General features: G+C 68.0%; 14 protein-coding genes. 12 read left to right on the top strand and 2 right to left on the bottom strand.

What is annotated here, in order from left to right; translation table 11 throughout:
• The 4 genes from Q0W90_RS19355 to Q0W90_RS19340 form a co-directional block, all read left to right on the top strand.
• Positions 1–693: AAA family ATPase (locus Q0W90_RS19355; protein ID WP_297775986.1), on the top strand; the 693-nt coding region annotated here is incomplete at its 5' end.
• A 211-nt stretch (positions 694–904) separates the two neighbouring features.
• Entirely contained in the window at positions 905–1,120 is a 216-nt protein-coding gene (locus tag Q0W90_RS19350) for a CbtB-domain containing protein (protein WP_297602249.1), read from the top strand.
• Between the two features lie 9 nt (positions 1,121–1,129).
• On the top strand, positions 1,130–1,906 hold the full coding sequence (locus tag Q0W90_RS19345) for a CbtA family protein (RefSeq protein ID WP_297699467.1): 777 nt from the start codon (positions 1,130–1,132) through the stop codon (positions 1,904–1,906).
• Positions 1,903–2,451: a histidine phosphatase family protein gene (locus Q0W90_RS19340; RefSeq protein ID WP_297775983.1), complete on the top strand. Its 549-nt coding sequence runs from the start codon at positions 1,903–1,905 to the stop codon at positions 2,449–2,451. Before Q0W90_RS19345 ends, Q0W90_RS19340 begins: the two co-directional genes overlap by 4 nt.
• A gap of 3 nt (positions 2,452–2,454) precedes the next feature.
• Here Q0W90_RS19340 and Q0W90_RS19335 read toward each other — a convergent pair whose 3' ends face one another.
• Complete coding sequence (locus Q0W90_RS19335; RefSeq protein ID WP_297699469.1) at positions 2,455–3,828, bottom strand: class A beta-lactamase-related serine hydrolase; 1,374 nt, start codon at positions 3,826–3,828, stop codon at positions 2,455–2,457.
• On the bottom strand, positions 3,803–4,123 hold the full coding sequence (mhuD, locus tag Q0W90_RS19330; protein ID WP_003875625.1) for a mycobilin-forming heme oxygenase MhuD: 321 nt from the start codon (positions 4,121–4,123) through the stop codon (positions 3,803–3,805). Before mhuD ends, Q0W90_RS19335 begins: the two co-directional genes overlap by 26 nt.
• 61 nt (positions 4,124–4,184) lie before the next feature.
• Between mhuD and Q0W90_RS19325 the strand changes: the two genes are divergently transcribed.
• The 8 genes from Q0W90_RS19325 to Q0W90_RS19290 form a co-directional block, all read left to right on the top strand.
• Complete coding sequence (locus Q0W90_RS19325) at positions 4,185–4,955, top strand: alpha/beta hydrolase (protein WP_297775901.1); 771 nt, start codon at positions 4,185–4,187, stop codon at positions 4,953–4,955.
• Between the two features lie 97 nt (positions 4,956–5,052).
• Positions 5,053–5,397 (top strand): lsr2/espR transcriptional regulator, encoded by a 345-nt coding sequence (locus tag Q0W90_RS19320; RefSeq protein ID WP_297775992.1) that lies wholly within the window; start codon positions 5,053–5,055, stop codon positions 5,395–5,397.
• Positions 5,398–5,411: 14 nt separating this feature from the next.
• On the top strand, positions 5,412–5,891 hold the full coding sequence (locus tag Q0W90_RS19315; protein WP_297775898.1) for an oxidoreductase: 480 nt from the start codon (positions 5,412–5,414) through the stop codon (positions 5,889–5,891).
• 68 nt (positions 5,892–5,959) lie between these two features.
• A complete protein-coding gene (locus Q0W90_RS19310; RefSeq protein ID WP_297775990.1) occupies positions 5,960–7,864 on the top strand; it encodes a proton-conducting transporter membrane subunit in 1,905 nt (634 codons plus the stop codon).
• Positions 7,865–7,869: 5 nt separating this feature from the next.
• Positions 7,870–8,820, top strand: a complete 951-nt coding sequence (locus Q0W90_RS19305) for an NADH-quinone oxidoreductase subunit H (protein ID WP_297775988.1) — start codon at positions 7,870–7,872, stop codon at positions 8,818–8,820.
• Entirely contained in the window at positions 8,817–9,479 is a 663-nt protein-coding gene (locus Q0W90_RS19300) for a hypothetical protein (protein WP_297775895.1), read from the top strand. The genes Q0W90_RS19305 and Q0W90_RS19300 overlap by 4 nt, the downstream gene beginning before the upstream one ends.
• On the top strand, positions 9,479–10,957 hold the full coding sequence (locus Q0W90_RS19295) for a proton-conducting transporter membrane subunit (RefSeq protein ID WP_297775892.1): 1,479 nt from the start codon (positions 9,479–9,481) through the stop codon (positions 10,955–10,957). Before Q0W90_RS19300 ends, Q0W90_RS19295 begins: the two co-directional genes overlap by 1 nt.
• A partial coding sequence (locus Q0W90_RS19290; protein ID WP_297775889.1) for an NADH-quinone oxidoreductase subunit C occupies positions 10,954–11,727 on the top strand: 774 nt, incomplete at its 3' end. The genes Q0W90_RS19295 and Q0W90_RS19290, both read left to right, overlap by 4 nt.

Below are 11,727 nucleotides of genomic sequence, written 5' to 3'. Positions count from 1 at the left end.
TTCTCCGTGGTGCTGTTCGACGAGATCGAGAAGGCGCATCAGGAGATCTACAACAGCCTGTTGCAGGTCCTCGAGGACGGTCGGCTCACCGACGGTCAGGGCCGCACGGTGGACTTCAAGAACACCGTGCTGATCTTCACCTCGAACCTCGGCACGTCCGACATCTCCAAGCCGGTCGGCCTGGGCTTCACCCAGGGTGGCGGTGAGAACGACTACGAGCGGATGAAGCAGAAGGTCAACGACGAGCTGAAGAAGCACTTCCGCCCGGAGTTCCTCAACCGCATCGACGAGGTCATCGTGTTCCACCAGCTGACCAAGGACGAGATCGTGCGGATGGTCGACCTCATGATCACCCGGGTCGCGGGCCAGCTCAAGAGCAAGGACATGGCCCTCGAGCTGACCGACAAGGCCAAGGCATTGCTGGCCAAGCGTGGCTTCGACCCCGTGCTGGGTGCCCGTCCGCTGCGACGCACCATTCAGCGCGAGATCGAGGACCAGCTCTCCGAGAAGATCCTCTTTGACGAGATCGGGCCGGGACAGGTGGTCACGGTCGACGTGGACAACTGGGACGGCGAGGGCGCCGGCGAGGACGCGGCGTTCACCTTCACCGGCACCCGCAAGCCGCCGGCAGAGCCGGACCTGGCCAAGGCGGGAGCGCACAGCGCCGCGCCGCAGGGGCCCGACGCGCAGTAGCAACCAGCGGAAACGGGCGGCGTGGCGATCGCCACTATCGGACTGGTCTCGGTCGGGACTACCGCCCGTTTTCGCTGCGCCCTACACTGACAGCTGTCCTGATGTGCCACGGAATCTGGTGAAAGTCCAGAACGGTCGCGCCACTGTCCAAAGTCAGACCCGAGGCTCGTCATCCCCAGCGGGGGCGCGTTATCCCCAGAAGGAGTCGATTGTGTCCCACCCGCAGCTAGCTGGCGGCCGCACCCGGTCGGTTGATCTGTCGGCGGCCGGCGCCGCGCTTTGGTTGGCGGCGACCGTCTTCCTGGCGTTGTTGGCGCTGTACTTCGTCGGCGTCGACCAAGGCGCGGTCTCGCTGTTCGGCAGCGATTCGCATGTGCACGAGTTCGTGCACGACGCACGCCATCTCCTCGGCTTCCCCTGCCATTAACCCGGCCTCGTGGAGAAACGCCTGATTGCGGGCGGCCTGCTGGCGGGTGCTGTCGGCGCGGTGCTCGCGTTCGTATTCGCCCGCCTGTGCGCCGAGCCCGTCATCGCCCGCGCGATCGCTTTTGAGGACGGCCGCACCGACGCGGAGAACGCGCACGGCGTGCACGAGCATGGCGCCGAGTTGTTCACCCGGGCGGTGCAGGCCAACGCCGGGCTGGGATTCGGTGTGCTGATCTTCGGCCTCGCGATGGGCGCGTTGTTCGCGGTGCTGTTCAGCGTCGTCTACGCGCGCACGAACGAGGCGCAGCCGCAGGCGCTTTCGTTGCGCCTCGCGGCCGGCGCGTTCGGGGCGGTGTACGTGGTGCCATTCTTGAAGTATCCGCCGAATCCGCCGGCGGTCGGTCAGTCCGACACGATCGGCGCGCGCACCGGCTGGTACCTGGTGATGGTGGCATCCTCGGTGGTGTTGGCGATCGGCGCGGTATGGCTGGTGCGGCGGCTCGCCGTGCGGTTCGGCGCGTGGAACGCGGGGCTGCTGGCGGCCGGTTCCTATCTGGTGGCGATCGTCGTGGTGGCGGTGCTGCTGCCGAGCGTGGACGAGACACCGGAACCGCTGCGCGATGCCGCGGGCGCCCTCGTCTACCCGGGATTCCCCGCCGACGTCCTCTACGAATTCAGGCTGGTGTCGCTGGCTACCCAGCTCGTGCTGTGGGCGAGCATCGGCCTGGTCTTCTCGGTGGTGTCCTCCCGGCTGCTGAGCGAGCGCGCCCCGAGCACCGCGGCGTGACGGAGGTCGTCCGGCTGACCCTCATATCGCACGCGATGACCGATGCGATGGCGGCCGGGCGTTTTGCCGCCGACGAGCCGCTCAACGATGTCGGGCGTCGGCAGGTTGGCGCCCTGGCCGACGAAATCGCCGGTGGGGGGCGCGATTTCGCCGGGCCAGAACAACGCACCCGGGAGACGGCGAGATTGCTGGGCCTGCAAGCCGTCACGGAGCCGGGGTTGGCCGACCTCGACTGCGGGCGGTGGCGCGGCGAGGCGCTCGCGGCCCTGCCTCCCGCGGATCTCGAGACGTGGCTGACCGAGCCCACCCGGGCGCCACACGGCGGTGAGTCGATAGTCGATCTCGTCGATCGGGTGGCCGGATGGCTGAAGTCGTTGACCGACACGGCATTACCCGCGGTGGCGGTAACGCACCCTGCGGTGGTCCGGGCGGCGATCCTGGCGGCGCTGGATATCCCCCGAGCCTCCTTCTGGCGCATCGACGTCGCACCGGCCGGCCGCGTCGTGATGCATTTCCGCGCCGGACACTGGACGTTGCGGCTGTGACCCTCAGCGCGGCGCGATCAGGGCGAAGGCCTGCTTCGCTACCTGCAGCATCCAGCCGGTCACGGTCGGCCCGTGATCGCGCGGCCAGTTCAGCTGAAAGCTGACCACCCACGGCTGCCGCGTCTTGTCGACGGCGTACCAGCTGAATGTCAAATCACCCGGCAGGCCACCGGCTTTCGCGCCGATGTAGGGCCACACGTTGCGGTCCAGCTGAATACCTGAGACCGCGGAGAGGATATCTCGCACCGGCGCGGCCGCGCCGACGGCGTCGTCCTGCAGCGCCGCATGGACTCGGCAGATGTCCTCGGCGGTGCCGTACCACTCCGCGCCGTAAGAGGATGCCGGCGAGTGAGCGCGTATCGGATCCGGGTCATACGGTGTGGAATTCGCTTGCTCCAGCAGCTGGGCTCGGACTTGCGGGGATCCGTGCTCCCATTGGCCGCGCAGGTCGGGTCTGCCCCAGCCGACGGAGAACAGCTCGTACATGGTGGGGAAGGGAGTCATGCTGGCGGGGTCGTGATGGCCGGCCGTGGCGAGCGCTTCGGAGATGGCGTGCGTGCCCATCTTTCCGATCAGCAGGTCTGTTGCCATGTTGTCGCTGGTGGCGATCATCTTCTCGGCGGCCGTGCGAACCGAGACGTGGGCACCGGCCGGCAGCGCCAAACCCGACGACCCGACGGCACGGCTCTTGTCCGTGACGGTCAGCTGGTCGTCCCAGGACACCGTTCCGTTTTTGATGGCACCGGCCAGAGCGTGCAACACGTACAGCTTGAAAATCGATGCCAGGGGCAGAGATTCGCGGGTGTTGGTGCCCGCTACCGGGTTGCAGTGGGCTTGAGCGGACGGGTCGACCTTGGCGACCTGGTAGGAGTAGCGGGCGCCGGTCTTGCTCAACACCGCGTCGATGTCGTGCCACGACTTGACCGTCGGCGCCTGGGTGTCCAGGTCGAACCGGTCCACCCACCCGCCGTCGTCGGTGTGGATCCGGATGTCTTGCCGGGCACCGTAGGAGGACGTCAGGTGCAGTGTGGCGACGCTCGCGCCGATGTCGACGCCGTCAAGGGTGAACGGACGATCCCACCACAGCGCCTCCATGGTGGTTTCCACCGACTCGACCTCGTCGGGCGCGGCCAGCGTGCGAACGCCGACCGGTCCGATGGGCCAGTCCGAGTTGAGCATGTCCAACGTCTGCTGGGCCCGAACGCCGGGCGGGGTCCGGGTGTCGATCTGCCGTCCCGGGTTTGCCGCGTTCGCCTGCGGCGAGGGAGAGGAGGCGCAACCGGGCGCCGATGTCACTACCAGTGCGGTGGCGGCGCTCAGCGCCAGTGCGCGGCGCCAGGCCGACCGCCCGCTAGCCAGCCTGCTTGTTTGCGGCAACGTCCAGCACAACCTCGAATTCCAGCAGCGACGCCCCGGTCGCCACCGGGTTGGCCCGATGGCCGGCGTGCGCTTCGATGGCGGGACCCTTGGCCCACGCCTGGAAAGCCTCGTCGGACTCCCAGTGCGTCACCACGAAGTAGCGGTCCTCGCCCTGGACCGGACGTAGCAACTGGAAGCCGAGGAAGCCGGGCTGATTCTCCACCGCATGCGCGCGGTGGGCGAACCGCTTCTCCAGTTCGGGGCCCGCGTCGGCGGGAACTTCGATTGCGTTGATCTTCACCACTGGCGGCATGCCGCTAGGCTACCCCGCCCCCCGTACCGTTCAACGGGGGCGGTCCACGCAAGATGGTGAGATGCCCAGCGATCTGTTGACTCGTCACGGGGGACGCGGCGAGCCATTGGTGCTGGTGCACGGGCTGATGGGGCGGGGAACCACGTGGACGCGCCAGCTGCCGTGGCTGACCCGCCTGGGCACCGTCTACAGCTACGACGCGTTATGGCACCGGGGCCGCGACGTCGACGATCCGCACCCGATCAGCACCGAACGGTTCGTGGCCGACCTGGGAGACGCGGTGAGCGCGCTGGGCGTGCGGGCCAGGATCGTCGGGCATTCGATGGGTGCCCTGCACGCGTGGTGCCTGGCCGCCGAGCGCCCCGAACTGGTGTCCGCCCTGGTGATCGAGGACATGGCGCCGGATTTCCGCGCCCGCACCACCGGGCCGTGGGAGCCGTGGCTGCATGCGCTTCCGGTCGAATTCGATTCCGCCGAGCAGGTATTCGCCGAGTTCGGGCCCGTCGCCGGGCGGTATTTCCTGGAGGCGTTCGACCGCACCGAAACCGGTTGGCGACTGCACGGACACACCTCGCGATGGATCGAGATCGCCGCGGAATGGGGCACCCGAGACTACTGGGCGCAGTGGCGGGCGGTGCGCGTCCCGGCGCTGCTCATCGAGGCAGGCAACTCGGTCACACCTCCGGGGCAGATGCGAGAGATGGCCGAAACCGTCACCGCGGCAAGGTATTTGCGGGTTCCGCAAGCCGGCCACCTGATCCACGACGAAGCGGCCGAGGAATACCGCGAAGCGGTGGAGTCTTTCCTGGCCGCGCCGGATTCGCGGCGCTGATCACAGCTGGAACCTCGGCACCCGAGATGAAAATCCGCAACAACATCTGATAAGTTCTTCAATTGTTCGAATCAAGAAGTCCTGTAATTATCAGGAGATCGGTGTCGTGTCGGAGCCGTTGTACAAGCTCAAGGCCGAGTTCTTCAAGACGTTGGGGCACCCGGCGCGGATCAGGATTCTCGAGCTGCTGGTCGCGGGCGACAAGTCGGTAGGCGAGCTGTTGCCCGAGGTCGGCCTGGAATCGTCGAATCTGTCGCAGCAGCTGGGCGTGCTGCGCCGGGCCGGCGTGGTTGACGCGCTCAGGGACGGCAACACCGTGATCTACTCGATCGCCTCGCCGGACATTGCCGAGCTGCTGCTGGTGGCGCGCAAGGTTCTCAGCGGGGTGCTCAGCGATCGCGTCGCGGTGTTGGAGGACCTGCGCGCCGGTGGCGCGGAGTAGGGCGGAGCAGGTCAGTGGGCTGGATCGGCAAGGCCCTGCGGGTGGGCCGGATCACCGAACCCGCCGCGCCCGCACCGGACGAGTCGATGAAACCGATTGCCGAAGTGCGTGGTTCGGTTCAGGTCCGGCATGTCGACGCGGGTTCGTGCAATGGGTGCGAAGTGGAGATCTCCGGCGCGTTCGGACCGGTGTACGACGTCGAGCGGTTCGGGGCGCGACTGGTGGCCTCGCCCCGCCACGCGGATGCGCTGCTGGTGACCGGCGTCGTGACACGCAACATGGCCGGACCACTACGGACCACGGTCGCCGCCACCCCGCGCCCCCGTCGGGTGATTGCCTGTGGCGACTGTGCGCTGAACCGGGGCGTCTTCAAAGACGCTTATGGCGTCGTCGGGGCGGTGGCCGACGTGGTGCCCGTCGACGTGGAGATCCCTGGATGTCCACCGACCCCGAGCCAGATCGTCGCCGCGCTCAGGTCGGTGACCGGCAAGTGACCACAGGACTGCCGACCAGCGAGGCGACCGGGCCGGAGCTGGTGCGCCGCGACGACTTCGGGCCCGCGCTGGCGGGTGCTCTGACATCGCTGCTCGGTGCCGGGGGCGTATGGACGGGCCTGCTGGGAATGTTCGGCACGGTTCGTGCGATCCACATCGGCTGGTTGCTTCCGCTGTCCGGGGTGCAGCTGGATCTCGATCCGCTGGGCGGGTTCTTCATGTCGATCGCGGGGGCGGTCGCGGTCGCGGTCGGCGTTTACGTGATCGGGTATGCCCGGCACGGGCATCTGAGCCGGGTCACGCTAGCCGCGTTGCCGGTGTTCGTCGCGGCGATGCTGCTGGTGCCCGCCGCGGGGGCGGCGACCACGTTCTTGCTTGCGTGGGAATTGATGGCGGTCGCGTCATTGCTACTGGTGCTGGCTGAGCACACCCGTTCGGAGGTTCGCTCCGCCGCGCTGGTGTACGCCGTGATGACCCAGTTGGGATTCGTGTCGATCCTGGTCGGCTTGGTGGTGCTGGCAGCCGCCGGCGGCGCGGACCGGTTCGCCGATTTGCACCGGATCTCGCCGGGCACCTGCACCGCGGTCTTTGTTTTGACAGTGGCTGGGTTCGGGTCGAAGGCCGGTCTGGTGCCGTTGCACGCGTGGTTGCCGCGCGCTCACCCGGAAGCGCCCAGCCCGGTGTCGGCGCTGATGAGCGCGGCGATGGTCAACCTCGGGGTGTACGGCATCTGCCGGATCGATCTGCAGCTGCTCGGGCCGGGGCCACGCTGGTGGGGACTCACCCTGATGGCCATCGGTGCGGTCTCCGCGCTCTACGGCGTGGTGCAGGCTTCGGTGGCCACGGATCTCAAACGGCTACTGGCGTATTCGACAACCGAGAATCTCGGATTGATCACCCTCGCGTTGGGAGCCGCGACCCTGTTCGCGGCGTCCGGCGCCGCGGGGCCCGCCATGATCGCCTCGGCCGCGGCCATGCTGCACCTGGTAGCGCACGCGGCGTTCAAGAGTCTCGGATTTCTCGCGGCCGGGTCGGTGCTGGCCGCGACGGGGCTGCGTGACCTCGATCGGTTGGGTGGTTTGGCCCGCCGAATGCCCGCGACCACCATCCTGTTCGGGGTGGCCGCGCTCGGGGCGTGTGGGCTGCCGCTCGGGGCGGGGTTCCTCAGCGAGTGGTTGCTGGTGCAGTCGCTGATCCACACGGCTTCCGGCCATGCCACCCTCCTGGCTTTGACCACGCCGCTGGCCGTGGGTGCCGTCGCACTCACCACCGGTCTGGGCGTGGCGGCGATGGTCAAGGCGTTCGGGATCGGATTCTTGGCACGGCCGCGCAGCGACCAGGCCGCCCGGGCGCGTGAAGCGGCGCCCAGCATGGTGGCCGGTATGGCCTGCGCGGCTACCGCCTGTGTGGTCCTCGCGCTGGTGCCCTCGGTTATCGCGCCCGCTCTGCGCCGGGCGCTCGCGGCGCTACCCGCGGCGCGGGCGGCGCAGTTCACCGATTTCGGCACCCTGATACGGCTGCCCGGTCTGCAGGGGTCGGTAGCGCCCGGGATCATCGCCGCCGCCTTGGGCGTGGCCGCGCTGACCGTGGCCGCGCTCGCGCAATGGCGTAGGCGGATTCGGCCCGAACCCGCTGACTTGCCGCTATGGGCTTGTGGCGCGGACGATCTCACCGCTCGCATGCAATACACCGCCACCTCTTTCGCCGAACCGTTGCAGCGAGTCTTCGATGACGTGTTGCGGCCCGACACCGATATCGAGATCACACACGCCGCCGAGTCGAGATATTTCGCCGAGAAGATCGTCTACCGCACCCGCATCGCCGATGCGATAGAGGAGCGCTTCTATTCACCGGTGCTGCAGATGGTGACGACGGCCGCGGCCATGGTCCGGCGCGCCCACACCGGCAGCGTCCACCTGTACCTGGCTTACGGTGCGCTCGGCGTCCTGACGGTGCTGGTGGTCGCCCGATGAACGGGTTGTCCTATGTCGCGGGTGCGGTGCAGCTCGGCGCCGTGGTCGCCGGCTCACCGCTCGTGGTGGGCCTCACCCGGCAGGTGCGGGCCCGCGGGGAGGGACGCATCGGTGCGGGCATCCTGCAGCCGTGGCGTGACATCGTGAAACAACTCGGCAAGCAACAGATCAAACCACTCGGGACGACGATGGTCTTCGCGGCTGCCCCGGTCCTGGTCGCCGCGTCCACGCTGCTGGTCGCCGCGATCGCGCCGCTCGTCGCGATCGGATCGCCACTGGACACCAGCGCCGACATGGTTGCCGTCGTCGGCCTGCTGTTCCTGGGCACCGTGGCGTTGACCCTGGCCGGAATCGACACCGGCACCTCGTTCGGCGGCATGGGGGCGAGCCGCGAGATCACCATCGCCGCGTTGGTCGAGCCCACCATCTTGCTCGCGGTCTTCGCGCTCTCCATACCGGCGGGGTCAGCCAATCTCGGTGCGCTGGTTGCACATACCATCGCCCATCCCGGTCAGGCGGTGTCGCTGGCCGCAGTCCTGGCCTTCGTCGCCCTGGTGATCGTGATCGTCGCCGAGACGGGGCGCCTCCCGGTGGATAACCCGGCGACCCACCTCGAGCTGACCATGGTCCACGAGGCGATGATCCTGGAATACGCCGGGCCCCGCCTCGCTCTGGTCGAGTGGGCGGCCGGCATGCGTCTGACCGTGCTGCTGGCGCTGTTGGCTAACCTGTTCGCGCCGTGGGGTATTGCAGGCAGCGGGGCCGGCGCGATCGACATTGTCATGGGCTTGGCGGCGGTGGCCGCGAAGGTCGCCGTCCTGGCAGGAGTCCTGGCCACCGTCGAGCTGTTCATGGCCAAGCTTCGGCTCTTCCGGGTGCCCGAATTGCTGGCCGGGTCATTCGTGTTGGCGTTGCTCGCGGTGATCGCCGCCAACTTCTTCGGGGTGCCGGCATGACGTCCAATACGTTTGCCGTGCTCGTCGACTTCGCGGCCGGAGGGATGATCTTGGTCGCCGTGCTGGTCGTGTGGCGCCGCGATCTGGGCGCCATCGTGCACCTGCTGGCGTGGCAGGGCGTCGCTCTATCGGCAATCCCCATCCTGCGCGGTGCGTACACCCGCGATGCCGCACTTATCGCCGTCGGCGTGGCGGTCTTCGCGTTACGGGCGGTGATACTGCCGCGGCTGCTGGCTCGGGCGGCCGGCGCCACGCCGGATCGTCACCGCGAGGCCACGCCGTTGGTCAACACGGCGACATCGCTGCTGATCGCAGCGGCCCTGACGCTGGTGGCGTTCGCGGCCACGCGCTCCCTGGTGAACCTGCGGCCGGGGGCCACCACCGCCGCGGTCCCGGCCGCTTCGGCGGCGGTCCTGGTCGCGCTGCTCGTCATGGTCACGCGGCGGCATGCGGTGTCGCAGGCCGCTGGATTCCTCATGCTGGACAACGGGATTGCCGCCACCGCGTTCTTGCTCACCGCGGGCGTGCCGCTCATCGTCGAACTCGGCGCCTCCCTGGACATCCTCTTCGCGGTTCTCGTGATCGGCGTGTTGACCGGGCGCCTGACCGGTGCCTTCGGGGGTGCCGACCTCGACGCTTTGCAGGAGTTGCACGACTGATGACCGGTTTACTTCTCGCCGCGATACTCTCTCCGGTCGCCGCGTCGATCGCGACCTTGATCGGCGGGTGGCGGCGGGCGACCGCGACCCTGACCGTGCTCTCGGCGGCAACGGTTTTGGCGTGTGGGGTGGCGTTGGGTTGCGGTGTCGGATCCGGGACTCGGATCGTCCTGGGCGGCTTGCTGCGGTTGGACGCGCTGAGCGTCACCATGCTGATCGTCATCGGAACCGTCGCCACACTGGCGGCCTGGGCCAGCATCGGTTATGTCGACACCGAACTCGCTCAGGGCCACACCGACGCGCGGGGTGCGCGCACCTACGGCGTGTTGATCGCGGCGTTTCTGGCGGCGATGGTTGTGGCGGTGGGCGCCAACAACATTGGTGTCATCTGGGTCGCAATTGAAGCCACGACGGTGATCACCGCCTTTCTGGTCGGGCATCGCCGCACCCGTACGGCACTCGAAGCGACCTGGAAATACGTCGTTATCTGCTCGGTGGGCATCGCGATCGCTTTTCTGGGGACCGTGCTGCTGTATTACGCCGCCGAGCATGCCGGCGCACCTGCCGCGGCGGCACTGAACCTCGACGTGTTGACCGCGCACGCGGCGAAGCTCGATTCCGGCACCGCGCGGATGGCCAGCGGGCTATTGCTCATCGGATATGGCGCCAAGGCCGGGCTTTTCCCGTTCCACACCTGGCTGGCCGACGCGCACAGCCAGGCCCCGGCGCCCGTTTCGGCGCTGATGAGCGGGGTGCTGCTGTCGGTTGCCATCTCCGTACTGATACGCATCAAACCGATCATCGACACGGCAACCGGGACTACCTTCATGCGGTCGGGCCTACTGGTGATCGGACTGGCGACGCTGGTCATCGCCGCCCTGATGCTGACCGTGACACCCGACATCAAACGCATGCTCGCCTACTCCTCGATGGAGAACATGGGCCTGATCGCGATCGCCGCGGCCGCCGGCACCACGCTGGCGATCGCCGCACTGCTGCTGCACGTGCTCGCGCACGGGATCGGGAAGACGGTGTTGTTCTTGGCCAGCGGTCAGTTGCAAGCGGCGCACAATTCCACCGCCATCGCCGACATCACCGCCGTACTGCGGCGCTCCCGCGTAGTAGGTTTGTCGATCGCCGTCGGGGTAATCGTGTTGCTCGGGCTGCCACCGTTCGCGATGTTCGCCAGCGAGCTGTCTATCGCCCGATCGCTCGCCGATGCCCGGCTCACCTGGGTTCTGGGTGCGGGCATGCTCGCGATTGCGATCGGCTTTGCCGCGCTGGTGCGCAACTCGGGCCGCATCCTGCTCGGCAGCGTGACCGGTGCATCGGAGATGGCACCGAAAATCGTTGTGCCGGAAACGATCGCCGCGGCATTGCTTCTCGGTGTCACGGCATCGATAGCCCTCGGGGTAACCGCCGGCCCGCTCGCCGGGCTGTTCACCGCCGCGGCGGGGATCGTCGGGGCATCGCCGTGAGCCGTGACTTCGCCCGGCACAAGGTGTCGCAGGACGAGCTGGCTGATGCGTCGGAGCAGCTGTTGGACAACGGGTTTCGGCTGGGTCTGGTGGCCGCACACGACGACGACAGCGTTCTCCGCATCATGTACCTGTTTCTCGCCGGTGCACCGGACCGTCGCATCGAACTGGAATGCGTGGTGCCGAAACGTGACCCGGCGGTGCGTTCGCTGGCTTACCTGTCGTTCCCGGCCGGCCGATTCGAGCGCGAGATGGCGGATTTGTACGGCATTCGACCCGTCGGGCATCCCAAGTTGCGGCGGCTGGTGCGGCACGCGCACTGGCCCGAGCATTGGTACCCCATGCGCGGGGCCGTCGCACCGCCTCCGGAATTCGGAGGTGCCGGCCATTTTCCGTTCGTCACCGTCGAGGGGCCGGGGATCTATGAAATCCCGGTGGGGCCGGTGCACGCGGGGCTGATCGAGCCGGGCCATTTCCGCTTCTCGGTCGCAGGCGAAACCGTGGTGCGCCTCAAGGCCCGGCTTTGGTTCGTGCACCGGGGCCTGGAAAAGCTGTTCGAGGGCCGCCCGGCCGACGGCGCGGTTGAGCTGGCCGAACGCGTCAGCGGTGATACCTCCGCCGCCCACGCGCTCGCCCACAGCCTTGCGATCGAAGACGCGCTCGGCGTGGAAGTTCCCGACGGGGCGCACCGGCTGCGGGCTCTGCTCGTCGAGCTGGAACGTCTCTACAACCACGTCACCGACCTCGGCGCACTCGCCAACGACGTCGGA

The organism is Mycobacterium sp. (genome assembly GCF_025933915.1).
GTDB lineage: Bacteria > Actinomycetota > Actinomycetes > Mycobacteriales > Mycobacteriaceae > Mycobacterium.
The sequence above is the reverse complement of the archived record's forward strand: the minus strand, read 5'-3'. Positions and strand labels throughout refer to the sequence as shown.